Genomic DNA, 26,046 nt, shown 5'->3' on the forward strand with positions numbered 1-26,046 from the left:
TTCAGCGGGCAGTGCCGAGCAATTGCCGATAGATGTCGCCGATCGCCGTCGCTTCCTTTTCGAGCGCAAATTCGCTGCGCACGTGGCGCACGGCGTTTTCACCCTGTTGAAGCGCCTGTTCGGGATTGGCCAGATACCAGGCGATGGCCTTGGTCAGCGCCTCCTCATCGCCCGCAGGTACGACCGCGCCGGTCTCCCCAGGCAGGATCAACTCGGCATAGGCGCCCGCATCGGAGGCGACGACGGCCGTGCGCGAGGCCATGGCCTCCAGCGGCGTCAGGCCGAAACCTTCGTTGCGGGAAGGGGCGACGTAAAGTGTCGCCCGGCGATACCAAGGCCTGATATCGTCGACTTCGCCGAGAAAGCGGATGCGATCATCAAGGCCGGCTTCGGCGACCATCTTTACCAGTTCGTCGCCGAAGCCGCGATGTTCGGCGGTTACCCGGCCGCAGACGACGGCGGTCCAGTCCGGGTATCGCGGCAGGAGGTCGATCATCGCCTTGACGAAGAGGTCCGTCCCCTTCTGATGGCGAACGCGACCGAAGCAGCCGATCAGATAGGTGCCGGGCAGGCCGGTGGAGGCCATGCGATCGCTGGGCACTTCCGGCGGATGAAACATGTTCAGGTCGATGCCGTGCTGGATGACGGTGTGCGGCACCTGCAGGAAGCTGCCGGATCGGGTGCTTGTGGCGATCACGGCGTCCATGCGGCGGATCAGCCAGCGCGTATAGGCAGTGTGGCGACGCTGGGCGGCTGACGTGAAGACCAGTTTCAGCGGCATGCGCAGCACGGAGCGCAGCAACAGCCCGACCAGCATCTCGTTATTGCGGCGGGCATGCCAGACACGGACACGATGGCGGCGCGGCTTCACCCAGAGGCCGGGAAGCCGCGCCCAGCCAAGCTTGGGCAGATCTTCCGGCAAGCCCGGACCAAGTGTCGCGATATGGCACCCGAGTTCGATCTGCTTCGGGATCAGCTGCACGATCGTCGAGGTAACGCCGGAGAGCCGGCGTTTGAAGTTCGTCGCAATGACCTCGATCTCGCTGAGATCGCTTGAGTGCGATGCGTCGCGATCGCGCACGGGCGATCAGCCCCAGGTGACGGAGAGGATTTCGTAGGCCTTGGCGCCGCCGGGCGCGTTGACCTCGATGGAATCGCCGACTTCCTTGCCGATCAGGGCGCGGGCGATTGGCGAGGAGATGGAGATGCGGCCAGCCTTCACGTCGGCTTCCTGATCGCCCACGATCTGATAGATCTTCTCTTCCTCGGTGTCCTCGTCGACGAGCTTCACCTTGGCGCCGAACTTGATCTTCGAGCCGGACATCTTGGCGAGATCGATGACTTCGGCGCGCGCCGTCAGATCTTCGAGTTCGCTGATGCGGCCTTCGTTGTGGCTCTGGGCTTCCTTGGCGGCGTGGTACTCGGCGTTTTCGGAAAGGTCACCATGGGCGCGTGCTTCCGAAATTGCCTCGATGATTCGCGGGCGCTCTTCCTGCTGACGCCAGCGCAGCTCTTCCTGCAGCTTGACGAACCCGTTCTGCGTCATCGGTACCTTTTCAACCATTTTTCTTGTCCTTCACTCCCTGCGTTGCTCTGTCGCAGACACAAAAGAAAACAGGTCCCGAAGCGGTACTTCGGAACCATACAGAGCCATTATTCTGTCATCTATAGCAGATTGCGACAGACGATTTCCAGAAAATTCGGTGACTTATGGCGAGGCCGGCGTTGGCCGATACGCGCTGAAGCCTGATTTTATGCACCCGTCCGCCGGCAGTTCGGGGCGCTTGCCAATCCCTAAGCGGGCAGGGAGATGCCTTCGCTAGTGCTCCGTCATTCCGCTGATCGGCAGGGCCTCCGCATTATGGAGTGTCGGCACGATCAAGATAACGCAGGTCGCGGCGATGATGAGGCCGACGGCGGAGATGATGCTCGCAATATGCATGCCGGCGACGAATTCGCTGCCGACCGCTGTGCCGATGATGGCGCTGAACAGGGCGACGCCGATCGCGCCGCCGACCTGCCTTGCGGCATTCACAACGCCTGAAGCGATGCCAACGGATTGGGGATCGGCATAGGCCAGTGTCGCCGCCATCACCGAGGGGATCGCAAGCGCAATCCCTGCTCCGGCAATCATGAAGGTGGGAGCGACCATGAATGCGCTGGCGTCAGGGCCGATGAAACACATGGCGGCATAGCCGATCGTCGCCAATAAGAGGCCGACGATCATGGTCGGACGGATACCGAAATGCGCGGCACACCGGCCGGCCGCAACGTTGACGATCATGATCACGGCGCTCATCGGCACAAAGGCGACGCCAGTGGCAAAAGCGGATTTACCCTGCACGGTCTGGAAGAACAGGCTGAAGACGAAGATCATTCCATAGAAGACCAGGTTGAGGATAAAGCCTGTGAACGTCGCAACCGTGAAGCCGGTGTTGCGAAACAGTCCAAGCGGAACCATCGGCTGACGAATGCTGCTCTCGATATAAAGGAAGGCGGCGGCAAACAGGGCGGCTATGATCAGGCCGGCGGCGATCCAGACCCCGCTGCCGGCCACATCGGCATGCGAGACGGCGGCTGTCAGGCACGCGAGCGCGGCGGCGGCGGCGAATTGTCCGGCGAGGTCAAAATCGCGCTTCACCCTTGCGAGCAGGGTCGGGCCGTGACGAAGCGTCAACCAGATGCCGATGATGCCGATCGGCACGTTCATCAGGAAAATCGTTCGCCAGCCGACAAGGCTGATCAAGGCGCCGCCGACCAGCGGACCGGCGGCGATAGCGAGGCTTCCCGAGCCGGCCCAGAGGCCAACCGCCTTGGCGCGTTCCCGGCTTTCCGGAAAGGCACGTTGGAGCAATGCCATGGCGGAAGGCACCAACAATGCCGCTCCCAATCCTTGCGCTACACGCGCCAGAGTGAGGGTCAGGAAGTTCGGGGCTGCGCCGCAGACGAGCGAAGCAGCAAGGAAAATGCCGAAACCCCAGAGGAAGGTGGCGCGGGCGCCAATGCGGTCGCTGAGCGCGCCGGCGCTGAGGAGGAAAGTGGCATAAGAAAGGGTGTAGGCGTTCAGCACCCACTGCAATTCTTCGAGCGGGACGCGAAAAGACGATTGCAGCGATTCGACGGCGACGTTGACCACCGAGACATCGAGCGAAACCAGCATGATGCCGGTCATGGAGGCGAAGAGCACCATGAACGGCCGTGCTTCATTGGAGGCTTCCGCCTCCGCCATTTCTATGTCGGACATTTAACGATGACCTGTTTTCCAGGAGAGAAGCGAACGCATGGGAGAGGCGTTCACGCGAGATCTGGCATCGTCTAAACCGATATCGCACCGCGGACTATCCGCTATAAACTGAAAACACTCTTTAGGAATTGCCGCATAATCGCAGTCTAAATGCGCGGCAGCGAATGTGCCGACCTCCGAGCCTCCATCGAGGGGCGAGCGCTATAAACCGGCGATGACGAGGCCGCTGTGTCGGCCCCGTCATCGTCAACAACTTCTCAGAAGTAGTTCTGCAGAGGCTGGACTTCGAGGTTGCCAGCCTTGAGCGCCTTGATCGCCATGGCGGCGGCTTCCGCGCCGGCCATGGTGGTGTAGTAGGGCACCTTCTGCATCAGCGTCGCGCGACGGAGTGATTTCGAGTCGGAGATCGCCTTGTTGCTGTCGGTCGTGTTGATGACGAGCTGAACCTGGCGGTTGCGGATGGCATCCTCGATATGCGGGCGGCCTTCCAGCACCTTATTGATCTTGGTGGCGCTGATACCCTGTTCGGCCAGATAGCGCTGGGTGCCGCCGGTCGCGAGCACCTTGAAGCCCAGCTCGGTCAACATGCGGATGGCGGGCAGGACACGCGGCTTGTCGTCGTCGCGCACGGAGACGAAGACGGTTCCGTCACGCGGCAGTTCGACGCCGGCGCCGAGCTGCGACTTGGCGAAGGCCAATGCAAAATCCGTATCCAGGCCAATGACTTCGCCGGTCGAGCGCATTTCCGGTCCGAGCAGGATGTCGACGCCCGGGAAGCGAGCGAAGGGGAAGACGGCTTCCTTGACGGCGATATGCTTGAGCTTGCGCGGATTCGGCTTTTCGCCATAGGCGGCGAAGGTTGCATCCAGCTTTTCGCCGGCCATGACGCGGGCGGCGATCTTGGCGATCGGCGCGCCAATGGTCTTGGCGACGAAGGGCACGGTGCGCGAAGCGCGCGGGTTGACTTCCAGCACGTAGACCGTGCCGTCCTTGATTGCGAACTGCACGTTCATCAACCCGCCGACGTTTAGCGCCTTTGCCATGGCCTTCGCCTGCCGCTCCAGTTCGTCGATCATGGCAGGAGACAGCGTGCGCGGCGGCAGCGAGCAGGCCGAGTCGCCCGAATGGATGCCGGCCTCTTCGATATGCTCCATGATGCCGGCAACATAGACGTCGGTGCCGTCGGACAGGCAGTCGACGTCGACTTCGATGGCGTTGGTGAGATAGCTGTCGAATAGCAGCGGGTTCTTGCCGAGCAGGGTGTTGATCTGGCCGGTCTTGTCGTTCGGATAACGCTGCTTGATGTCTTCCGGCACAAGCTCCGGCACGGTGTCGAGAAGATAGGTCTGCAGCATGCTTTCCGAGTGGATGATCTGCATCGCGCGGCCGCCGAGCACATAGGACGGGCGCACGACCAGCGGAAAGCCAATTTCGGCGGCGACGAGGCGGGCCTGCTCCACCGAATAGGCGATGCCGTTGTTCGGTTGGTTGAGGTCGAGCTTCATCAACAGCTTCTGGAAGCGGTCGCGATCCTCGGCAAGGTCGATCGCGTCCGGCGCGGTGCCAAGGATCGGGATGCCGTTCTTTTCCAGGGCTTCCGCAAGCTTCAGCGGCGTCTGGCCGCCGAACTGGACGATAACGCCGACCAGTTCGCCGTTTTCCTGTTCCATCTTCAGGATTTCGATCACGTCTTCAGCGGTGAGCGGCTCGAAATAAAGCCGGTCAGAGGTGTCGTAATCCGTTGAGACGGTTTCCGGGTTGCAGTTGATCATGATTGCTTCATAGCCAGCATCCTTCAGCGCGAAGGCCGCGTGGCAGCAGCAATAGTCGAACTCGATGCCTTGGCCGATACGGTTCGGACCGCCGCCGAGGATGACGACTTTCTTGCGGTCGGAGACCTGCGCTTCGGAGCGGGCGGTGCCGACGAAGGGCGTTTCATAGGTCGAATACATATAGGCGGTGGGCGAGGCGAACTCGGCGGCGCAAGTGTCGATGCGCTTGAAGACCGGGCGAACATTTAGGCTGTTGCGCAGCTCCGCCACTTCCTTTGGCCGCTTGCCCGTCAGCGTCGCGAGGCGCGCGTCCGAGAAGCCCATGGCCTTCAGCATGCGCAGATTGGAGGCATCGTGCGGCAGTCCGTGTTCGCGGATGCGGGCTTCCATGTCGACGATGTTCTTCAGCTGAGCGATAAACCAGGGATCGATCTTGCAGCCTTCATGCACCTCTTCCGGCGACATGCCGAGGCGCAGCGCCTGGGCAACCATGCGCAGGCGATCCGGCGTCGGCGTGCCGATGGCGGCGCGGATGGCGTTCTGGCTGCCTTCGCCTTCTTCGGTGCCGGGGATTTCGATCTCATCGAGGCCGGTAAGACCGGTTTCCAGGCCGCGAAGCGCCTTTTGCAGCGATTCCGCGAAGGTGCGGCCGATCGCCATGACTTCGCCGACCGACTTCATGGCGGTGGTCAGCACCGGCGAGGCGCCCGGGAATTTCTCGAAGGCAAAGCGCGGAATTTTCGTGACAACGTAATCGATCGACGGTTCGAACGATGCCGGCGTGGCGCCGCCGGTGATGTCGTTTTCGAGTTCGTCCAGCGTATAGCCGATCGCCAGCTTGGCGGCGACCTTGGCGATCGGGAAGCCGGTGGCCTTCGACGCCAGGGCCGAAGAACGCGACACGCGCGGGTTCATTTCGATGACGACGAGGCGGCCATCCTTCGGATTGACAGCGAACTGCACGTTTGAGCCGCCTGTCTCGACGCCGATCTCGCGCAGAACCGCGATCGAGGCGTTGCGCATGATCTGGTATTCTTTGTCGGTCAGGGTCAGCGCCGGGGCAACGGTGATCGAATCGCCGGTATGAACGCCCATCGGGTCGATGTTTTCGATCGAGCAGATGATGATGCAGTTGTCCGCCTTGTCGCGGACCACTTCCATCTCGAATTCCTTCCAGCCGAGAACCGATTCCTCGATGAGGACTTCCGTCGTCGGGGAGGCGTCGAGGCCACCGCCGACGATCTCGAAGAATTCAGAGCGGTTGTAGGCGATGCCGCCGCCGGTGCCGCCGAGCGTGAATGACGGACGGATGATGGCGGGGAGGCCGACATGATCGAGCGCCTGGGCGGCGACGGCCATGGCGTGGTTCATGTAGCGCTGCTTGCGGTCGCTTTCGCCAAGGTTCCACTGGTTTTCCAGCTCGTCGAGCGCCTTGTCGAGTGCTTCACCGGACAGACTGTCGCGTACCTTGGCGCGCTCGGCCTCATGGGCATTGCGGTCCTGCTCCTTGATGTCGGTGGCGTTCGCCAGCATCGAGCGCGGGGTTTCAAGGCCGATGCGGGCCATGGCTTCGCGGAAGAGGGCGCGGTCTTCGGCCATGTCGATCGCCGCCGGCTTGGCGCCGATCATCTCGACATTGTAGCGGTCCAGCACACCCATGCGCTTCAGCGAGAGCGCCGTGTTGAGTGCCGTCTGGCCGCCCATGGTCGGCAGCAGCGCATCCGGGCGTTCCTTGGCGATGATTTTGGCGACCACTTCCGGCGTGATCGGCTCGACATAGGTCGCGTCCGCCAGGCCCGGATCGGTCATGATCGTTGCGGGATTGGAGTTGACGAGGATGACGCGATAGCCTTCCTCTCTGAGCGCCTTGCAGGCTTGCGTACCGGAATAGTCGAACTCACAAGCTTGGCCAATGACAATCGGTCCTGCGCCGATGATGAGGATCGATTTGATATCTTGGCGCTTCGGCATGGGCTCACATCCGTTTTTTTTGTTGCGCGAAAACCCGGCCAGGGTGGGAGGTCACCGGCCGAGGCGCATGGGCAAACATTTTCAGGCTAGAAGCGGCTTATAGGCAAATGTATTTGCAAACGGAACCCCATAAATCGCGGATTCGACAGGAATCCAGAAGAGAAGGCCGTTGCGGTGTCTGGCATTGTCGACGCGGGCTTTAACTGCTGGAACTCCGCCGCGTCGCGAATACCCGTCAATCCAGTATATAGTGCGGCACAAAACGCGAGGTGTCGCGTGTGACCGGCGTGTCGTCTTCGCGGATGCCGATGCCGGCCGGCTGTCCGGCGACAATCCAGGAACCGATGACGGTCCAGTCGTCGCCGAAGCGGGGAAGGAGCCGCATCGCCTGCCTGACATAGCCCTCCGCGCCATAAGGACCGTCGACACGATAGTTACCTCCGTCCGCCTGATGGTTGACGAGCGTCACATTGGCGCCCTCGCGGGAGAGCAGCGGCTTGCGGACATATGTCCAGCCTAGGCTTTCGGCGCGGGGATCATCATCGAAATAAGCGGGAAGCAGATTTTCATGATCGGGGAACATGTCCCATAGAACCGGCAATAGTCCCTTGTTCGAAAGCGTCAATTTCCACAGGGGCTCGATCACCCTGGTCGGCGTCGCCGGCAAATGGCGAGCGAAGGGCTCGCGCACCATGTCCTCCAGCGGATAAAGCTTGAACAAGCAATCGATGCGGCGATCTTGCAAGTCGGTCAGCCAATGTTTGGCATCGACCCCGATATCGGCCATGCCGAGCAACGTCGTCTCGCATCCTGCCTGGACGGCGCAGTCGACCAGATAGTTCAGCGTCACCAAATCCTCTTCCGATTCCAGAATGCCGGCGAAATGCATTCGTCCGGATGGGCCTGTGAGAAACCGTAGGGCATCGATCAGTCGCTCGTGGATCGAGTTGAATTGGTCGGCGGTCCGCGGGATTTCTCCACGCCCCTTCATATCCTCCAGCCATCGCCACTGGAAGACGGCGCTCTCGAACAAGCTCGTTGGGGTATCCGCGTTGAACTCCAAAAGTTTCGCCGGTCCATCGCCGCCGTAAGCGAGGTCGAAGCGGCCATAGAGATCGCGCTCCCGGTTGAGCCACGACCGGGCGATGGCGTCATGATATTCCGGCGGGATCGCCATGCGGGACATCAGACCGGGGTCGGCAACGATCCTGTCGACCGCGCTGTAGCACATTTGCAGCAGCGTGGCGGACGGGTCCTCGAGCCTGGTTTCGATCTCGTCCAGAGTGAAGAGGTAGGCGTGGCGCTCGTCCCAATAGCGCTCGCCATACATGGAGTGGATGGTAAAGCCGCAGGCCTCGGCATCGGCCTGCCAATCTGGTCTTTCGTTGACGACCACGCGTTTCATCGGCGGCTATTCCTCAACCCGCAAGGTGAAAACCGCGGAAGCCCCAGCCGCCGCGTTCCACCGTTGTCGTCGAACTGGCGGATGGTTTCGAATAGCCGCGCCAGGATTCGCCGCCACTGCCACCGCCGGATGACGAAGAATAGGAGGGCTGGTTGCCATCATCCTTCTTCCGCGACGCATAATCGGTATTGGCAATAGGCGTGCCGTTGGCGAGGCTTCGCCCGGCGGCGGTCCTGAAATCGCTACTGCCGCGTGGCTGGTACAATGCGTTGGCGTTGTAGGTCTGCGTGGCGTTGCCGACGAGGTAGCCGGCCATGAAAGGAATAAAATGGCCCAGGCCGGCACGGTGGGCGTCTGTCGTCGGCTGGCAATCGTTGACGCCATAGTCCTTTTCACATGCCGCCACCGTTTCGTAGGCCGGTGCATTCTGGAGGCGTTCTTTTTCCGCCGCCGCAAAATCGGATCGACACCTCTCCGCCGTATAGGTGTCATCGGCGATGCAGGCATCAACGTCCTTGTAAATCTTGGCGGTGTTATTGTCCTTCTGGCCACAGGCCGTCAGTGCGGCTGTTCCCATCAGCAGCAGCGACACACTCATCGATCGTTTCATCAAACCCTCGGCGCATAGCGCATTGTTCTCGCGCCTTTACACTTCAATTATGACGCGCATATACCCACTCAACCACAATGCACCGCGAACGCGGAATTGCGGTTGTCTACATGGTTATCAAATGCAACGTATTGGCGCGTGGAAAGACGTAGGTGGGCGCCGGAGATATTTAAAGAATGCTCGCCCAGATTTTGTTGCTTCCTGAGGTCCGAAGGACACGGTGGTGAAAATTTTCTTTCCGGTTTTCATGATTTATAGTGGGGCGATGTATTTCAGAATGGGTTAGACTTCGTTCTCTCAAGGACCTGCATCGCTGGGAGGTGCAATCATGGATTGGAAAGGACGTCGGCAATCCGACAATATCGAGGATGAACGTGGCTCGTCGCCGATGGGCGGCGGCTCCGGAGGTGGTCCCTTCGGCGGCGGCGGCATGGGTTTTCCCGGCGGCGGCATGCGGCGCGGCGGCGGCTTGAGCATCAGCACCATTGTCATTCTGGTGGTGATTTTCCTGGTGCTGAGAGCGATGGGCGTCGACGTCATCGGGCTGTTGCAGCAGAGCGGCGCCTTGGATGGCAGCACCGGGCCCGGCTACCAGCAGAGTGATTCCAGCGGCGGCAATGCCGCGCCTGCCAACGATGAGATGAAGCAGTTCGTTGCGACGGTGCTTGCCGATACCGAAGACACTTGGACAGGCATCTTCAAGTCGATGGGCCAGACCTACACGGATCCGAAGCTGGTGCTATTCTCGGGTCGTTTCCCCTCGGCCTGCGGCACCGCTTCGGCTGCGACCGGGCCATTCTACTGCCCGAGTGATCAGAAGGTGTATCTCGACATGGCCTTCTTTCAGCAGATGAAGGATCAATTCGGCGCATCCGGCGATTTCGCCCAAGCCTATGTGATTGCGCATGAAGTCGGCCATCATGTTCAGGATTTGCTGGGGATCCTGCCGAAGTTCAATCAGGCTCGCCAAAATATGAGCGAGGTTGATGCGAACAAGTTGTCCGTGCGCATCGAACTGCAAGCCGATTGTTTTGCGGGCATCTGGGGCAAGTTCACCCAGCAGAAGGGCATTCTGCAGCAAGGCGACCTCGAAGAGGCGCTGAATGCCGCGCAGCAGATCGGCGACGATACGCTGCAAAAGCGCAGCCAGGGCTATGTCGTCCCCGACAGTTTCAACCACGGCACTTCGGCGCAGCGTGTGAAATGGTTCAAGCAGGGCTTCCAATCAGGCAAGCTCACTGATTGCGATACGCTGAATAATCCGGTGTAAGTTCTGGCGCCTTCTCCCCCTTGGTCATCCGGGGGAGAAGGCAAAGACCTTATTTTTCGCTATCCATATGCGCCAACTGCGCTTCCGGATATCGGCCGCCGGCTGCGGCACCCTTCGGGACGGCGCGTTCGATCGCCGCAAAATCCGCTGCGGACAATTCGACAGACTGCGATCCGAGGGCCTCTGTCAGGCGATCACGGCGGCGGGCGCCGATGAGGGGGACGATGTCCTTGCCCTGGGCGGCGACCCAGGCAATGGCGATCTGGGCGACGCTGACGCCTTCGGCGTCCGCGATCTGGCGCAGTGCTTCCACCAGTTCCAGGTTCTTTTCGACATTTCCGGCCTGGAAGCGCGGGCTGAAGGCACGGAAATCACCCTTTTGCGCCGCATCCTTCTGCCAATGGCCGCTGATCAGGCCGCGTGACAGAACGCCATAGGCGGTGATGCCGATGCCGAGTTCGCGGCAGGTGGGCAGGATCTGGTCCTCGATACCGCGTGAGATCAGCGAATATTCGATTTGCAGATCGACGATCGGATGTACAGCTGCGGCACGGCGGATGGTGTCGGCGCCGACCTCGGAAAGGCCGATGTGTCGGATATAACCTTCTTTGATCAGCTCAGCCATCGCGCCGATCTGATCCTCGATCGGCACCTTCGGATCGAGGCGGGCAGGGCGGTAGATATCGACATGGTCGACGCCGAGGCGCTGCAGCGTATAGGCGATAAAGTTCCTGATCGCGGCGGGGCGGGCATCATAGCCCAACCAGGCGCCGGCCGGATCGCGTAGCGCGCCGAACTTGACGCTGATCAGGAAATCGTCGCGCTTGAGCCCTTTGATCGCCTCGCCGATCAGCATTTCATTATGGCCCATGCCATAGAAATCGCCGGTATCGAGCAGGTTGATACCGGCGTCGAGGGCGGCGTGGATGGTGGCGATGCTTTCTGCCCGGTCAGACGGTCCGTACATGCCGGACATGCCCATGCAGCCGAGGCCGATGGCGGACACTTCGGGGCCGGTCTTGCCCAATTGATGCCTCTGCATTTCAGTTCTCCTTGGTCAGCGGCGCCGTCACATTTGTCGGATCATGCTCCTTGCGAACGGCGTCTTGGCGATTGGTTTTACTTGATCGGCTTTTGTGCGATAATCCGTGTAAATCGAAACGGGTTGTTTGGAATTTCGTACAATGGATGATTTGCCGCTCGCCGACCTCGATGCCTTTGCCGCCGTCGCCCGTGAGCGCAGTTTTCGTGAAGCGGCCCGCAAGCGCCAGGTCTCCGCGTCATCATTGAGCGAGGCGCTGCGACGGCTCGAGGAGCGGCTCGGCGTGCGCCTGCTCAACCGTACCACCCGCAGCGTCACGCCGACAGAGGCCGGCGAGCGGCTGATCGAGCGGCTGGCGCCGGCGATAGGCGAGATCGCGACCGCGCTCGACGACATCAACTCATTTCGCGACAGTCTTGGCGGGACGCTGCGGCTCAACGTTCCGACGATTGCTGCCATCGTCATCATGCCGGGGATCATCAATCGTTTCCTGCAAGCCTATCCGGGCATCTCGGTCGAAATCGTCGCCGAAGATAGTTTTATCGATGTGCTGGCGGCTGGCTATGACGCCGGCGTTCGCTATGATGAGCGGCTGGAGCTGGACATGATCGCGGTGCCGATCGGGCCGCGGCAACAACGCTATGTCACTGCGGCGTCGCCAGCCTATCTTGCGGCGAACGGTACGCCCCGTCACCCCAGAGACATTCTGCACCATCGCTGCATCCGACACCGCTTCGTTAGCGGCTCGGCTTTCCCCTGGGAGTACGAAAGGGAGGGCGAGACGATCGTCATTTCGCCGCCCATGGTCCTCGCCACCAATTCGGTCGATATCGAACGCAGTGCCGCGGTAGAGGGGCTCGGCATCATCAGAACCTTCGCGGAATTCGTTGCACCACAGATCGAAAGCGGTGAGTTGATATCGCTTCTCGAAGATTGGGAGGCAGCCTTTTCCGGCCCATTTCTCTATTACGCAAGCCGCCGCCATATGCCGGCGCCGCTTCGCGCCTTCGTCGACTTCTTGAGATTGGAGCAGCGTCGGACGAACGAAGCATAGGCGTCGTCCTCATGCCAAGGATCAAAAAAATCGGTCGATAAATCAGGAAGATTGAAGCGTTCACTGATTGTTTCCCGCAAAATCTTTAGGTAAGGGGGACGCTTCGCTTTTTCGTTCACGTTCTGTCTCTTCATGGAGATGGGGCCACCCATAGGCAAACTCCATGATCGACCAGAAATTCGTACGTCGCGGCCTGTTCCTCGTCTTCATCATCCTGTTCCTGGACGTCATCGGCATTGCCATCATCATGCCGGTCATGCCGAAATACCTGGAAGAACTGACGGGCGCTTCGGTCAGCGAGGCGGCCACCGATGGCGGTTGGCTGTTGCTTGCCTATGCAGCGATGCAATTTCTGTTCTCGCCGCTGATCGGCAATTTGAGCGATCGTTTCGGCCGCCGTCCGGTCTTGCTTGCCTCTGTGTTGACCTTCGCGATCGACAATTTCATCTGCGCCATCGCCGGCAGCTATTGGATATTGTTCGCCGGCCGCATCTTGGCCGGCATCAGCGGGGCGAGCTTCTCGACATGCTCCGCCTATATCGCCGACATCAGCACAGACGAGAACAGGGCGAAGAATTTCGGCTTGATCGGCATGGCCTTCGGCCTCGGTTTCGTGCTCGGGCCCGTCATTGGCGGGTTCCTCGGCGAACTCGGCCCGCGCGCGCCGTTTTATGGCGCGGCGGCGCTTGCGTTCCTAAACTTTATCGGCGCCTATTTCCTGCTGCCGGAAACGCTGGAGCCGAGGAGCCGCCGCCGTTTCGAGTTCTGGCGCGCCAGCCCGCTCGGTGCGCTGCGGCAAGTACGCCGTTATCAGGGCCTCGGTTGGGTATTCGTCGTCATGTTCTTCAACTGGCTGGCGCATGGCGTCTTTCCGGCAGTCTGGTCCTTCGTCACCTCCTATCGGTATGGATGGACCTCGTTGGAGATCGGCATTTCGCTTGGCACTTACGGCATCGGCATGGCGCTGGTCATGGGGCTGGCTTTGCCCCGCATCGTGGCTGTGTTGGGCGAATGGAAGACCGTGGTATTCGGGCTTAGCTTCTCCGGCCTGGGCTTGTTGGGATATGCTTTCGCCTGGCAGGGCTGGATGGTCTATGTCGTCATCGTGTTAACGGTGATCGAAAATGTGTCGGATGCGCCATTGCGCTCCATCGCTGCGAGCAAGGTGCCACCGTCGGCCCAGGGTGAGTTACAAGGCGCTCTCGGCAGCCTCACCAGCATTACCGCGATCATCGGGCCGGTGCTGTTTCCCTATCTGTTTCGCTATTTTACCACGCCGACCGCACCAGTCGTATTCGCCGGTGCCCCGTTCATCATGTCAGCGATCCTGATCCTGGCCGCGGTGGTTGTCTTCGTTGCCAAGGTGCGCAAGGATGAACCGAAGGCCATCGTCGAGGCACCCATTCAAGAAGTGGCCTAAATAATCATCAGATATTTTGATGATCTGATGAATTCTTCAGCATCAAGGCCTTGCGGACTGGCTTTTTAGGCGAAGTTGCGTTAATGCGGCTGCCTTGCGCACCCTTAGGTAGGGCGGTTTGCGCTGTCTTAAAATCGAGTTCTAGAGATGGATATGCCGGTGGCTGCGCGCCCGTTCGCGCACGACAACAATAATTCGTGGTCTGCGCATCTCCGCGCCACCCTGGCGCTCGGCATCCCGCTGATCGGCGCACAATTGGCGCAGCTTGGCATTAATACGACGGACGTGATGATTATCGGCCGTCTCGGTGCCGAACAACTGGCTGCCATGGTTCTTGCCGGCCAGTTCCTGTTTACGATTCTGCTCTTCGGTTCCGGTTTCGCCATCGCCGTCGTGCCGTTGGTGGCGCAGGCCTATGGCCAGGGTGATGTCACGTCGGTTCGACGGGCACTGCGCATGGGTCTCTGGGTGGTGAGCGTCTATTGGCTGATTGCGCAGCCGGCCTTTCTCTATTCCGAGCAGATCCTCTTGGCCGCGGGGCAGAAGCCCGACGTGGCAAAGCTTGCCAGCGAATATATCGCCATCGGCCATTTCGCCGTGCTGCCGGGCCTGCTCTACAACGTTATCCGCGCCTTGGTCAGCGCCATCGGCCGAGCCGGCGTCATCCTTTGTGTCACCATCACCATGTTGGTGATGAACGCCGTGCTTGCCTATTGCCTGGTGCTCGGCCATTTCGGTATGCCGGCGCTCGGGCTGCATGGTGCTGCCATGGTGTCGGTCGCGGTGCAGACGGCGGGCTTCTTGTTCATCGTCGCCTATGTGCAAAGCCGCGAAGAGACGCGCCGCTACGAAATCTTCGTCCGACTTTGGCGGCCAGATTGGCATGCGTTGTGGGAAGTCGTTCGCCTTGGTTTTCCGATCAGCGTCACGGTTTTGGCCGAAGTCAGCCTGTTTACGGCCGCGTCGCTGCTGATGGGGCAGATCGGCACGATCGAGCTTGCCGCGCATGGCATCGCGCTGCAATGGGCGTCGATCGCCTTCATGATCCCGCTTGGCCTCAGCCAGGCGGCGACTGTTCGGGTCGGGGTTGCGCATGGACAGGGGGACCACGCGGGGCTGAGGCGTGCGGCGATCGTCGTGATCGTCGTTTCGAGCTTCATCTCGCTGTGTGGCAGCATCCTGTTCGCGACAGCGCCGGCCTGGCTCGGAAGCTGGTTCCTTGACGTCAAGTCGGCCGATGCGCCGCAGGTGCTTGCCTATGCGGCGCCGCTGATCGTCGTGGCTGGCCTGTTCCAGCTTGTCGATGGCCTGCAGTCAATTGCGAGCGGCCTGTTGCGCGGGCTGAAGGATGCGCGCGTGCCGATGATCATGGCGCTCATCGCCTATTGGCCGATCGGCTTCTTCCTCGCCTGGCTGCTGGCATTCCCGCTCGGCTTCGGCGGCATCGGCATCTGGTTCGGCTTCCTCCTTGGGCTGGCCTCGGCCGCGACGATGCTCTGCACGCGGTTCTACATTCTGGTGCGCTCGGAGCGGGTGGCCAACTGACGGCGGAATCGATCATGGATCGGGAGACTGCTGACAAAAATTGACAGCATGCTCGTCTATAGTCGTCTCATACCAAAGACGGGAGATGACCATGACATTCACAGCAAGCGATCGTATTGACGCCGCGCTTTTCCCGCGGGAAGATTCCATTGATCAGGGCAAGATGGTTCGCCTCTTCCCTCACGCCAACGCATCCGGCCGTCGACCCGAACCGGCACGGAAATCCTACTGGCTGGCAGTTGCCTGCGCGGAGCATGTTCGCCACGGCAGGGCACAGGGCTTCATGCAGGTTTGCCACGGCAGGCCGGGGCCGCTGAAGCGCGTCAAGCCGGGTGACGGCATCGTCTACTATTCTCCATCGCTGACGATGGGGGACAAGGACGGCTTCCAGAGCTTCACGGCCATTGGCTATGTCCGTGACGGCGAGCCTTATCCGGCCCAGATGGATTGCGGAAAGGCCTATCGGCGCGATGTCGATTGGCTCGATGCACCCGAACAGCCGCTCCGCCCATTGCTGGGCTGGCTGGATTTTACCCAGGACAAGAACTGGGGTTACAGATTGAGATCCGGACTTGTCGCCTTTGGGGAGTCCGATTTCGAGTTCCTGCAGGAGATCATGACGAGCGAATTGGAAGTCGTGAAGCAGCGTCGTCTGCAGGCATAGAGCGGTTCAGCGTTTCACGGAATCGCTTTCACGCTCTATCCCTTTGTTTTTACGCAATTCTGGACGAAAAGCCGCTTCGCACTTTTCCTGGAATTGCTCTAAGCCGATGTGAAGACATATTCCTCCCAAGTCGACGCATAAAAAAGCCTCGGATTGCTTGCCAATCCGAGGCTTTTTTGTGGGTTCAGGTGGCCAGTTCCGTCAGGCGCGCTCGGCCATCGCCGCTTCGCCCTTCTTCTCGCGCACCAGATTGATGAAGCGGCGGAAGAGGTAGTGGCTGTCCTGCGGGCCGGGAGAGGCTTCCGGATGGTGCTGCACGGAAAAGACCGGCTTGCCGGAAACGCGCAGGCCGCAATTGCTGCCGTCGAAGAGAGAAATATGAGTCTCTTCAACGCCTTCCGGCAGGGTGTTCGAGTCGACTGCGAAGCCGTGATTCATCGAGACGATCTCGACCTTGCCCGTCGTGTGGTCCTTGACCGGATGGTTGGCGCCGTGGTGGCCCTGATGCATTTTCGCGGTCTTGGCGCCGAGCGCGAGACCGAGCATCTGGTGACCGAGGCAGATGCCGAACAACGGAATTTCCGTCTTCAGCAGGTCCTTGATGACGGGTACTGCATATTCGCCGGTCGCCGCCGGATCGCCAGGGCCGTTCGAGAGGAAGATGCCATCCGGCTTCAGTGCCAGAACGTCTTCGGTGGATGCGGTTGCCGGCAATACTGTGACCTTGCAGTCGAGGCCGGAGAAGAGGCGCAGGATATTGCGCTTGACGCCGTAATCGAGGCAGACGACGTGATACTTGGCATCGTCGGCGTTGAGTTCGCCATAGCCTTCGTTCCAGATCCAGGGTGTCTGCGACCATTGCGACGACTGGCCAGAGGTGGCGACCTTGGCAAGGTCGAGACCTTCCAGGCCACTCCACGCCTTGGCGTCCGCCTTGAGTTGATCGATGTCGAAAACGCCGTTTGGATCATGGGCGATAACGCCGTTCGGCATGCCGTTTTCGCGGATCCAGGCGGTCAATGCGCGGGTGTCAATGCCGCACATGCCGATAATGCCGCGAGCCTTCAGCCACTGGTCGAGATGTTTTGCGGCGCGGTAGTTCGATGGATCGGTGATGTCGGCCTTGAAGATGACGCCGACGGCGCCGTGGCGGGCGGCGGGTGTCAGATCTTCGATATCTTCGTCGTTGGTGCCGACATTGCCGATGTGGGGGAAGGTGAAGGTGACGATCTGGCCGAGATAGGAGGGGTCGGTCAGGATTTCCTCGTAACCGGTCAGCGCCGTGTTGAAGCAGACTTCGGCCTGGACCTTGCCGGTCGCGCCGATGCCCTTGCCTTCGATCACGGTGCCGTCGGCGAGAACGAGCAGGGCACTCGGCTTTTCATTTGTCCATGGGGCTGTCGCGGTCATTATCATCCCGTTTCCGGCGTCGTGCGCGGCCTTGAAAAGACCGGGGGCTTCCGCCATGTTTATCGCAGATTTGCAGCCGGCGACGCTTGTCGCGGCTCGAGACCTTAATATCGATCTAATGTGCAGGTGCTGGACATAGCCAAACAAGGCGTGCCGGTCAATGCGCTGCGTTCGTTTCCTGCCAAGGAATTCGCCGGCTTTCGGTGCGTCTGACGCAATTGCATTGATCGCCGCTCATGGTCTATGAGACTGGCAACGCGAAATGAGAGGCTAGGTGATCGTCGCCGGCCTGCTTAGGGAGTTAAAAACATGATCCGCGAAACGCTTTCCAACACCCAGAAGGATGCCATGAAGGCCAAGGATACGGCGAGGCTTTCGACCGTGCGCCTCGTCCTCGCCGCGATCAAGGACAAGGACATCGCTAATCGTGGTCTCGGCAAGGAACAGGCAAGCGACGACGAAATCCTCCAGTTGCTGGCCAAGATGGTCAAGCAGCGCGAAGAATCAGTTAAAATCTACATGGATGGCGGCCGTCCGGAACTGGCCGACAAGGAGCGCGAGGAAATCGCTGTCATCCAGGGCTTCATGCCTGAGCAGCTCTCCGACGAGAAGGTGCGCGAGATCTGCGTCGCCGTCGTGGCCGAGCTCGGTGCGCAGGGCTTGAAGGACATGGGAAAATGTGTCGCCGCCCTGCGCGAGCGCTATGCCGGGCAGATGGATTTCGCCAAGGCTTCGGCGATCCTCAAAGAGCTGCTGAAGTAAGTTTCTGCCCTTCCGTCGGCGCCGGCTCCGGCTGGGCGCCGAAAGTCTCTTCCCATACAGCGGCGATGATGGCGAATTTTTCGGCCTGATAGTCCCAATATTCCTGAATAAAGCCGCGCGACAGCCAGAAGGCGCTCTTTCCCGGAGTGCCTATCCAGCCCACGCTCCCCATGGCCGATGCCTTGCTCATCAGCCGCTTTACATGCGTTCTGGAGATAAGGAATCGGTCGCAGATCTCAGTGAATGAAATCGGGCCGATGGCGATTCTTGCCGCCATTGGATCGAACGTCTCGATACGGGAGATCAGGTAGTCCATCATCACGCCGCCGGAATTTGCCCAGGTGAAAAGATCGAAGGTTTCGCCGGGATGACGGACTTTGTCGCTGGCGATGATCCTTGCCGCAATTGCCGGCTGCTGTACCGCAACGATCTCCGGCCGTTCGACGAAAGTCATGGCACGCGTGCCGCCATCCAGGCTGTCGAGTAGCGCCAGATGGATGTGGAACCAGTTGGCGAAGTTTTCGACCGCCGTTTCGGTCGGCTCGATCGGTCGCACACGCCTGTTGGGCGAATCGGCTAGATAGCGCAGGTAGCGATAGGCCAGCATTTCGTGGATGAAGCTGAGCGCCGTATTGTGGCTGGCGATTTCATGCTTGAGAACGTAGTCGGCAAAGCGGCCGGCATGGATGCCTGGTTGCCCTCCGTCGATTCCGCCGTAAAACAGCGCAAAGCCTGCCTGTGCCATTAGCCAGCGTTGCTGCGATGCAAAAATCGAGCTCATACGTGGATTTTCAGCATAGGCGGCAACCATCTGCCGCGAGCAGCCGAGAACAGTCCTGAAGAAAATAGGATCAGATGCGAGTTCGTCTGCGGTAAACGGCATGCACGGGTTCCCGATGAACTGGGAAATTCATTGGCACGGTGAAGACGATTGTCAATTGAATTTGCTTTGCTCTGATGACGCGATGTCGATGGGCATTGCGAGCTGTCGCCAACGGCAAAAATAGAGAAGGCAGGAGCTGGGGGAGCTCCTGCCTTCTTGCGCTTTGCAGCCGTTTGATGACGCAGGGTGGGGCCCAAAAATCAAACGTCTATTGCAAAGGCACTCAGGCGAGGCGGCGCCGGGGGTAGGGATGGTGCCTCACCTGAGTATGGGGTGAACTTTACCTGATGATCCTGACTTGCTGAGACTCGTCTTGCGTCTGCGACCAGGATGCCTGAACCTTGATGCCGGCTTTAAGTGCCGGAAGCACGTCTGTCGTTACCGCTGGGGCTACGCTGTCTGTTGTCGTAGCCGAGCTATAGGTAGCTGTGGCGAAGAGGGCAGCGGCAGCAGAGGGTACGAGCAGAACGCGCATTTGTGAATTCTCCTAAACTGAAAACCTGTACCTTTGGCTTTCCGTTCGGCGGGGCGTCTAGGCATGTCGCGTCGCGAAGCATTTTGTTCGCCGGCTTGTCTCGCCCCGTGAGAAGAACGCTATTGCGCTGCACACGAACAATCAAATTACAAAAAAATAATGTTTGGCTTACGAACCGCGCCGCAAATGCGCCACCAATGGGCGAGGCGGCGTGCCCATCGCCCTTCGCCGATGGTTGTTGAAGGCATCATCGCACGTCCTTGCTCATCCTCTCTTATAATCAGTAACTCTTTGCTTTTGCTGACTTTTATTGCGCGGTAAAGCTGTGATCGCGGGCTTCCTTTGTGCACATATAGGCTGCAGAGAGCCAATTGGATTGTTTGTGAGGCGATGCCCAAATCTGCTCCCAAGCAGACGTGCGAACATTAGATGTGCCGAGGTTTTCACGGAGTTGTGATCGGAAAAGTTGAATTCGTCCATCCCATGGAGGGGGCTGTGAATAGCGGTACGTGGTGGTCGGTTCTCGTGGCAATAAGCTGCGTTCCTGATTATATGGAGGCAGGCCAGAGGTAATCATGCGATTTTCCAATACGTTTCTCGATGAGATTCGCGACCGCGTTCCCATTTCGGACGTGATCGGTCGACGTGTGACCTGGGACCGGCGCAAGACGAATGTGCCGCGCGGCGATTACTGGGCCTGCTGCCCGTTCCATGGCGAAAAATCGCCGAGCTTTCACTGCGAAGACCGCAAGGGCCGTTACCATTGCTTCGGCTGCGGCGTCACAGGCGATCATTTCCGTTTCCTGACCGACCTCGAGGGGCTCAGTTTTCCCGAAGCGGTGCAGCAGATCGCCGACATGGCGGGCGTTCCGATGCCGGTCGCCGATCCCCTGGAGGCGAAGCGCGAGAAGGAACGCACGTCGCTGCTCGACGTCATGGAGATGGCGTCGCAGTTCTTTCAGGATCAACTCCAGACGGCAAACGGCGCAAGGGCGCGCGCTTATCTGCGCGATCGTGGCCTGACCGGCCGAACCATCGAGACCTTCCGCCTTGGCTATTCGCCGGACAGCCGCAATGCCTTAAAGGAGTTTCTAGCCGGCAAAGGCGTGCTGAAGGAGCAGATGGAAGCCTGTGGCCTGGTCGTGCATGAAAATGTGCCGGTCTCCTATGACCGCTTCCGAGACCGCATCATGTTCCCGATTCTGTCTTCGCGCGAAAAGGTGATCGCCTTTGGCGGCCGTGCCATGTCGCCGGACGCACCGGCCAAATATCTGAATTCCAATGAGACCGAGCTCTTTCATAAGGGCAATGTGCTCTACAATTTCGCCCGCGCGCGCCGCGCCGCTCAGGGGAACGACGGCGCCGGCACGATCATCGCCGTCGAAGGCTATATGGACGTCATCGCGCTGCATCAGGCAGGTGTAGAAAACGCCGTTGCGCCGCTCGGTACTGCGCTGACGGAAAACCAGCTCGAACTTCTGTGGAAAATGACGCCGCAGCCGGTGCTCTGCTTCGATGGCGACGGCGCCGGCATTCGCGCCGCCAATCGCGCCGCCGATCTGGCGCTGCCGCACATCAAGCCCGGCCGTACGGTCCGTTTTGCTCTCCTGCCGGATGGGAAGGATCCGGACGATCTGGTGCGTCACGATGGCCGCGCGCCTTTCGACAAGGTGATGGCGCAGGCAAAGCCGCTGGCGGAAATGATATGGACCCGCGAAGCCGGCAGCGGCACCTTCGACACGCCCGAGGCGCGCGCGGAGCTTGAGGCGCGGCTGAAGCAGATGGTTTCGGTCATCGCCGATGAGAACGTCCGCCGGCACTATCAGCAGGACATGCGCGATCGGCTAAACGGGCTGTTCCAGCCGCAGTTCCAGCGCGGCAGCAATCAGCAGGGACGCAGCTTTTCCCGCGATGGCAGAGGCCGCAATTTCGGCGGCCGTGGCGGCCAGGGCAGGGATCGGCAGCAGGTCGCCAACATAACCGCGTCGGATCGCCTGACGCGTTCGGGCATGATCAAGGGCCATCAAGATATTCCGGGCCTGCGCGAGAGCGTGCTGGCGGTGACCATCGTCAATCACCCGCTGCTTTTGCAGGACGAATATGATGAGATCGCCGCCATCGATTATGAAAGCCGCGAATTGCAGCGTCTGTGGTCCGCCATGCTCGGCGCGGCGGCAGCCACGGTCGGCCCGCAGCTCACGCGCGAACGGCTGCTCGAGCAGTTGGAGGAGCAGGGCTTCGCGGCATTGCTGAAGAGCCTTGACCAGCAGGTGCGCAATGCCCGCCTTTGGACGGCGACCGAGGAAGCCGCCACGGAAGATGCGCGTGAGGGGTATCGCCAGGCCCTTGCGCTTCACAAACGCTCGAAAGCACTGCGTTGGCACAAGATCGAGCTGCAAACCGCGATCGCCGAGGCAACCGAAGAGGGCGACGGTGATCTCATCGAGCAGTTGATGCGCGCTTTGCAGGAAGTGCAGCTCGAAGCCTTGCGACTGGAAAACCAGGAAGCGATCATCGACGGTTTTGGCGTGCTGTCGGGCCGCATCAAAGGGGCCGCGGGGAAATAGGGATAGATGTCACAGCCAGATCGACAGGAGCCGCGGTTTTCCGCCGATGATGCGCTGTTCGGCGCGCATAATTTGCGGGCCGCGCCGCTCGATATCCTCAAGCGGGTCTACGGCTATTCCGCCTTTCGCGGCAAGCAGCAGCAGGTCGTCGACCATGTCGTTTCCGGCGGCGACGCGGTCGTGCTGTTTCCGACCGGTGCAGGCAAATCGCTGTGTTTCCAGATTCCGGCTCTGTGTCGCGATGGAGTGGGCATTGTCGTCTCGCCGCTGATTGCTCTGATGCGCGATCAGGTCGAGGCGATGAAGCAACTCGGGATCAGGGCAGCGGCGCTGAATTCGTCATTGTCGCGGGAAGAGGCAAGTGATGTCTATCGTGCCATCTCCAGCGGCACGCTCGATCTGCTTTACGTCACGCCCGAGCGCATTCTGACGGACGGCTTTCAGCAGATGATCGCCAGGGCAAAGATTGCCCTGTTCGCCATCGACGAGGCACATTGCGTCTCGCAATGGGGGCATGATTTCCGGCCGGAGTACCGCGACCTCGGCAGGCTTGCGGACCTCTTTCCAGATGTGCCGCGCATAGCGTTGACGGCGACGGCCGATCCACACACGCGCGACGACATCATTGAGCGGCTGTCGCTCGACAACGCCAAGGTATTCACCACCAGCTTCGACCGGCCGAATATCACCTATGAGATCGTCGAGCGCGATCAGCCGCGCCAGCAATTGCTGCGTTTCCTCGACGGTCATCGTGGCGATAGCGGCATCGTCTATTGCCTGTCGCGGGCCAAGGTCGAGGATACGGCCGAGTGGCTCAACGGGCAGGGTATTCGTGCGCTTGCCTACCACGCGGGCATGGATCGGTCGCTTCGCGACGCCAATCAGGATGCCTTCTTGAAGGAAGAGGATCTTTGCCTCGTGGCGACGGTCGCCTTCGGCATGGGCATCGACAAGCCGAATGTCCGCTATGTCGCCCATCTCGATCTGCCCGGCTCCGTCGAGGCCTATTATCAGGAGACGGGACGCGCGGGACGCGACGGTGTGCCGTCCGAAGTCTGGATGGCTTATGGCATGGCCGACGTCATCCAGCGGCGGCGCATGATCGACGAGGGCAATGCGGCGGAGGAGATCAAGCGTGTCGAGCGTGCAAAGCTCAACGCGCTGCTTGCCATCTGCGAAACGGCCGGATGCCGCCGACAGGCGATCCTTGCGCATTTCGGCGAGGGGCATGGCGGCAGTTGCGGGAATTGCGACACTTGCCTGAAACCGGTCGAGACTTGGGATGGGACGGAAGCGGCAATCAAGGCGCTCGCCGCCGTCTATCGCACGGGCGAGCGTTTCGGCACGGGCCACGTCATCGATGTGCTGATCGGGACGGTTAATGAGAAGATCGAGCGTTTCGGTCATGTGGACATGCCGGTCTTCGGGGCCGGCAAGGACATTCCGGCGCGCACCTGGCAGTCCGTCTTCCGTCAACTGCTGGCGAGCGGCTTCGTCAGCATCGATCATACGGCTTTCGGCGCGATGAAGTTGGAGCCGGAAGCGCGGGCTGTTTTCAAGCGCGAGCGCCAGGTTTTCTTCCGCAAGGACAGGCCGGATACTGGTCGGCGCACCAAGAAGGCAGCGCGGATCGAGAAGCGGCAATCAAACCTGTCGAGCGAGGCCCAGCCATTGTTCGCGGCGTTGAGAAGCGAGCGCGCGAGGATCGCCAAGGCGCTCGGCGTGCCGCCCTATGTCGTCTTCCCGGATACGACGCTGATTGCTTTTGCGACGGAGCGGCCAACGGGCCGCGATGCGCTCCTGGGCATTTCCGGCGTCGGGCAGGCGAAGCTGGAACGTTACGGCGATGCGTTCCTGAAGGTGATCCGCGCGTTTGAGGAGTGATGAGCGGCGGGCGCGTTGTCCGTTACCCGATATCGGTCAAAGAGAAATCATTTCCCTTGTAGAGCAAGTCCACATTCAGGGTCTTGGCGCAGGCATAAGCGAAGCAATCGCCAAAATTGAGATCGGCTTTGTGACCCACCGCCTTGCCGTATCGGGCGCTTGCTTCCAGTGCGGCTTTGCCAATGTCCGATGAAATCTCGATCTCTTGTGCCCCGATATCTTCGATAAGTGCATCGACAGCTTGTCCGGCCCGTCGAAGAAGAGACGGTGATGGTTTCTGTCCTGGGGTGGCCGTTTTGCGGCGGGCGAGGGCTAAAGTTGCCTCGAACCTCACGAGCGGAGATACAAAGAAATCGCCGTTGACCTTCGCGAGGCTTTTTTCAATTTCTTCGTAGCCGGGCTCCTCGCCAAGTATTGCGACAATTGCCGATGCGTCGATAAACATCAGGCATCGCCCCACATTTCATCAGTGAACGCCTTCATATCGAAATTTGGGTCATTGGGGCCTAAAGCGTCAGCCATAGCTTTGGCGCGCGCAAATCGCTCGCGTAGGGGAAGCTCCTTCCGTGCGCGTGCGAGCTCGTGTTTCAGCGCTTGGCGAACGGCCTCCGTTTTCGTGGGTGCATTCGTCAGTTTCTGGATTTCAGCGGCTAAAGAATCCACTTCCGCATCGCGAATATAAAGTGCCATCGATGTATATCTCCTTTGTATATCTATATATCATCAAGGCGATATTCAAACCAGCGACACTTTTGGCCGTCGCCTTGACGCCTTCCTCGCGACATGGCGTGGGCAGATGTGCTAATTCGATGATGTCGTCGTCAGACGGTTCCATCTCTTTTAGAGAAAGCGCATTCATCATGACTTCTGCCTTCATCTCCCATCTTCGATCCGAAATCGCCGGTCTGAAGGATGCGGGCCTCTATAAATCCGAGCGGGTCATTACTTCCAAGCAGGCGGGCGAAATCGCGGTCGCTGGCGGCAAGCGGGTGCTGAATTTCTGCGCCAACAACTATCTCGGCCTCGCCGACAACGAGGAACTGGCCGAAGCTGCGAAACAGGCACTCGATCGCTACGGCTACGGTATGGCCTCGGTGCGGTTCATCTGCGGTACGCAGGAAGAGCACAAGCAGCTCGAGGCGCGAATATCGGCTTTCCTCGGCATGGAGGATACCATTCTCTATTCGTCCTGTTTCGACGCCAATGGCGGGCTTTTCGAGACACTGCTGTCGGAAGAGGATGCCATCATCTCCGACGCGCTGAACCACGCCTCGATTATTGACGGCGTGCGCCTTTCCAAGGCGAAGCGGTTCCGATACGCCAATAACGACATGGCGGCTCTGGAGGAGGAGCTGAAGAAGGCCGAGGGCAGCCGTTTCAAGCTGATCGCTACCGATGGCGTTTTCTCCATGGATGGCATCATCGCCAATCTCCAGGGCGTCTGTGATCTTGCCGAAAAATATGGCGCGATGGTCATGGTCGACGATAGCCACGCCGTTGGCTTTGTCGGCGATCATGGTCGCGGTTCGCCGGAATATTGCGGCGTCGAGGGCAGGGTCGACATCATCACCGGTACGCTCGGCAAGGCTCTCGGCGGTGCGTCGGGTGGCTATACCTCGGCGAAAGCCGAGATCGTCGAATGGCTGCGGCAGCGCTCGCGCCCCTACCTCTTCTCCAATACGCTGGCTCCAGTCATCGCCGCCGCTTCGCTGAAAGTCTTCGATCTGATCGAAAACGGCGACGACCTTCGCGACCGGCTCTGTGGTAACGCGGAGTTCTTCCGCAGCGAGATGACCAAGCTCGGTTTCACTTTGGCCGGTGCCGATCATCCGATCATCCCGGTCATGCTCGGCGATGCCAAGCTGGCACAGGAGATGGCTGCGCTGATGCTGAAAAAGGGCGTCTATGTCATCGGCTTCTCCTTCCCGGTCGTGCCGAAGGGGCAGGCGCGCATCCGCACCCAAATGTCGGCGGCGCATTCGAGGGCCGACGTCGAACGCGCGATCGCCGCTTTCGCAGAGGCGGGACGTGAACTCGGAATCATTTGAATTGGATGGAGACGACAGCT

General features: G+C 60.1%; 21 protein-coding genes. 9 read left to right on the plus strand and 12 right to left on the minus strand.

Annotation, left to right across the window (positions count from 1 at the left end; all coding sequences use genetic code 11):
* Nucleotide 1 precedes the first annotated feature (1 nt).
* The 6 genes from PY649_RS00660 to PY649_RS00685 all read right to left on the minus strand — a co-directional run bounded on the left by PY649_RS00660 (nucleotide 2) and on the right by PY649_RS00685 (nucleotide 8,984).
* The gene (locus PY649_RS00660) at nucleotides 2–1,081 is read right to left on the minus strand and encodes a glycosyltransferase family 4 protein (protein WP_285866150.1); all 1,080 of its coding nucleotides are present in this window, start codon (nucleotides 1,079–1,081) and stop codon (nucleotides 2–4) included.
* Nucleotides 1,082–1,087: 6 nt separating this feature from the next.
* Nucleotides 1,088–1,564 carry a transcription elongation factor GreA gene (greA, locus tag PY649_RS00665; RefSeq protein WP_120704739.1) on the minus strand — a complete coding sequence of 159 codons (477 nt, stop codon included), beginning with the start codon at nucleotides 1,562–1,564 and terminating at the stop codon, nucleotides 1,088–1,090.
* Nucleotides 1,565–1,819: 255 nt separating this feature from the next.
* A complete protein-coding gene (locus PY649_RS00670; RefSeq protein ID WP_285866151.1) occupies nucleotides 1,820–3,244 on the minus strand; it encodes an MFS transporter in 1,425 nt (474 codons plus the stop codon).
* A gap of 257 nt (nucleotides 3,245–3,501) precedes the next feature.
* Complete coding sequence (gene carB, locus PY649_RS00675; protein WP_285866152.1) at nucleotides 3,502–6,987, minus strand: carbamoyl-phosphate synthase large subunit; 3,486 nt, start codon at nucleotides 6,985–6,987, stop codon at nucleotides 3,502–3,504.
* A gap of 235 nt (nucleotides 6,988–7,222) precedes the next feature.
* Nucleotides 7,223–8,392: a glutathionylspermidine synthase family protein gene (locus PY649_RS00680; RefSeq protein ID WP_285866153.1), complete on the minus strand. Its 1,170-nt coding sequence runs from the start codon at nucleotides 8,390–8,392 to the stop codon at nucleotides 7,223–7,225.
* A 13-nt stretch (nucleotides 8,393–8,405) separates the two neighbouring features.
* Nucleotides 8,406–8,984: a DUF1190 domain-containing protein gene (locus PY649_RS00685; RefSeq protein ID WP_285866154.1), complete on the minus strand. Its 579-nt coding sequence runs from the start codon at nucleotides 8,982–8,984 to the stop codon at nucleotides 8,406–8,408.
* A gap of 346 nt (nucleotides 8,985–9,330) precedes the next feature.
* Here PY649_RS00685 and ypfJ point away from each other — a divergent pair, with 346 nt between their 5' ends.
* A complete protein-coding gene (ypfJ, locus tag PY649_RS00690; protein WP_285866155.1) occupies nucleotides 9,331–10,272 on the plus strand; it encodes a KPN_02809 family neutral zinc metallopeptidase in 942 nt (313 codons plus the stop codon).
* Between the two features lie 49 nt (nucleotides 10,273–10,321).
* On the opposite strand, the gene PY649_RS00695 is transcribed toward ypfJ, so the two are convergent.
* The gene (locus PY649_RS00695; RefSeq protein WP_285866156.1) at nucleotides 10,322–11,314 is read right to left on the minus strand and encodes an aldo/keto reductase; all 993 of its coding nucleotides are present in this window, start codon (nucleotides 11,312–11,314) and stop codon (nucleotides 10,322–10,324) included.
* A 142-nt stretch (nucleotides 11,315–11,456) separates the two neighbouring features.
* Between PY649_RS00695 and PY649_RS00700 the strand changes: the two genes are divergently transcribed.
* The 4 genes from PY649_RS00700 (at nucleotide 11,457) to PY649_RS00715 (ending at nucleotide 15,997) form a co-directional block, all read left to right on the plus strand.
* On the plus strand, nucleotides 11,457–12,368 hold the full coding sequence (locus PY649_RS00700) for a LysR family transcriptional regulator (protein ID WP_285866157.1): 912 nt from the start codon (nucleotides 11,457–11,459) through the stop codon (nucleotides 12,366–12,368).
* A 163-nt stretch (nucleotides 12,369–12,531) separates the two neighbouring features.
* Nucleotides 12,532–13,788, plus strand: a complete 1,257-nt coding sequence (locus tag PY649_RS00705) for a TCR/Tet family MFS transporter (protein WP_285866158.1) — start codon at nucleotides 12,532–12,534, stop codon at nucleotides 13,786–13,788.
* Nucleotides 13,789–13,935: 147 nt separating this feature from the next.
* Nucleotides 13,936–15,333, plus strand: coding sequence for an MATE family efflux transporter (locus PY649_RS00710; RefSeq protein ID WP_285866159.1), 1,398 nt, complete (start codon nucleotides 13,936–13,938; stop codon nucleotides 15,331–15,333).
* A gap of 91 nt (nucleotides 15,334–15,424) precedes the next feature.
* Nucleotides 15,425–15,997: an EVE domain-containing protein gene (locus tag PY649_RS00715; RefSeq protein ID WP_285866160.1), complete on the plus strand. Its 573-nt coding sequence runs from the start codon at nucleotides 15,425–15,427 to the stop codon at nucleotides 15,995–15,997.
* Nucleotides 15,998–16,198: 201 nt separating this feature from the next.
* On the opposite strand, the gene carA is transcribed toward PY649_RS00715, so the two are convergent.
* Nucleotides 16,199–17,407 carry a glutamine-hydrolyzing carbamoyl-phosphate synthase small subunit gene (gene carA, locus PY649_RS00720; RefSeq protein WP_285866161.1) on the minus strand — a complete coding sequence of 403 codons (1,209 nt, stop codon included), beginning with the start codon at nucleotides 17,405–17,407 and terminating at the stop codon, nucleotides 16,199–16,201.
* 309 nt (nucleotides 17,408–17,716) lie between these two features.
* On the opposite strand from carA, the gene PY649_RS00725 reads away from it, so the two are divergent.
* Nucleotides 17,717–18,169, plus strand: coding sequence for a GatB/YqeY domain-containing protein (locus PY649_RS00725; RefSeq protein WP_285866162.1), 453 nt, complete (start codon nucleotides 17,717–17,719; stop codon nucleotides 18,167–18,169).
* Here the strand turns inward: PY649_RS00725 and PY649_RS00730 are convergent.
* Both PY649_RS00730 and PY649_RS00735 read right to left on the minus strand, forming a co-directional pair.
* On the minus strand, nucleotides 18,150–19,052 hold the full coding sequence (locus tag PY649_RS00730; protein ID WP_285866163.1) for a hypothetical protein: 903 nt from the start codon (nucleotides 19,050–19,052) through the stop codon (nucleotides 18,150–18,152). The genes PY649_RS00725 and PY649_RS00730 overlap by 20 nt on opposite strands.
* 280 nt (nucleotides 19,053–19,332) lie before the next feature.
* Nucleotides 19,333–19,527: a hypothetical protein gene (locus tag PY649_RS00735; protein ID WP_285866164.1), complete on the minus strand. Its 195-nt coding sequence runs from the start codon at nucleotides 19,525–19,527 to the stop codon at nucleotides 19,333–19,335.
* Nucleotides 19,528–20,102: 575 nt separating this feature from the next.
* Between PY649_RS00735 and dnaG the strand changes: the two genes are divergently transcribed.
* Together dnaG and recQ are read left to right on the plus strand one after the other, a co-directional pair.
* The gene (gene dnaG, locus PY649_RS00740; RefSeq protein ID WP_285866166.1) at nucleotides 20,103–22,094 is read left to right on the plus strand and encodes a DNA primase; all 1,992 of its coding nucleotides are present in this window, start codon (nucleotides 20,103–20,105) and stop codon (nucleotides 22,092–22,094) included.
* A 6-nt stretch (nucleotides 22,095–22,100) separates the two neighbouring features.
* Complete coding sequence (gene recQ / locus PY649_RS00745; protein WP_285866167.1) at nucleotides 22,101–23,978, plus strand: DNA helicase RecQ; 1,878 nt, start codon at nucleotides 22,101–22,103, stop codon at nucleotides 23,976–23,978.
* Between the two features lie 22 nt (nucleotides 23,979–24,000).
* Here recQ and PY649_RS00750 read toward each other — a convergent pair whose 3' ends face one another.
* Complete coding sequence (locus PY649_RS00750) at nucleotides 24,001–24,423, minus strand: type II toxin-antitoxin system VapC family toxin (RefSeq protein ID WP_285866168.1); 423 nt, start codon at nucleotides 24,421–24,423, stop codon at nucleotides 24,001–24,003.
* Nucleotides 24,423–24,668: a type II toxin-antitoxin system VapB family antitoxin gene (locus PY649_RS00755; RefSeq protein WP_285866169.1), complete on the minus strand. Its 246-nt coding sequence runs from the start codon at nucleotides 24,666–24,668 to the stop codon at nucleotides 24,423–24,425. The genes PY649_RS00750 and PY649_RS00755 overlap by 1 nt, the downstream gene beginning before the upstream one ends.
* A gap of 170 nt (nucleotides 24,669–24,838) precedes the next feature.
* Here PY649_RS00755 and PY649_RS00760 point away from each other — a divergent pair, with 170 nt between their 5' ends.
* On the plus strand, nucleotides 24,839–26,026 hold the full coding sequence (locus PY649_RS00760) for a glycine C-acetyltransferase (protein WP_285866170.1): 1,188 nt from the start codon (nucleotides 24,839–24,841) through the stop codon (nucleotides 26,024–26,026).
* The last annotated feature ends 20 nt before the right edge of the window (nucleotides 26,027–26,046 follow it).

This window comes from Rhizobium mayense (assembly GCF_030272705.1).
Classification (GTDB): Bacteria; Pseudomonadota; Alphaproteobacteria; order Rhizobiales; family Rhizobiaceae; genus Rhizobium; species Rhizobium mayense.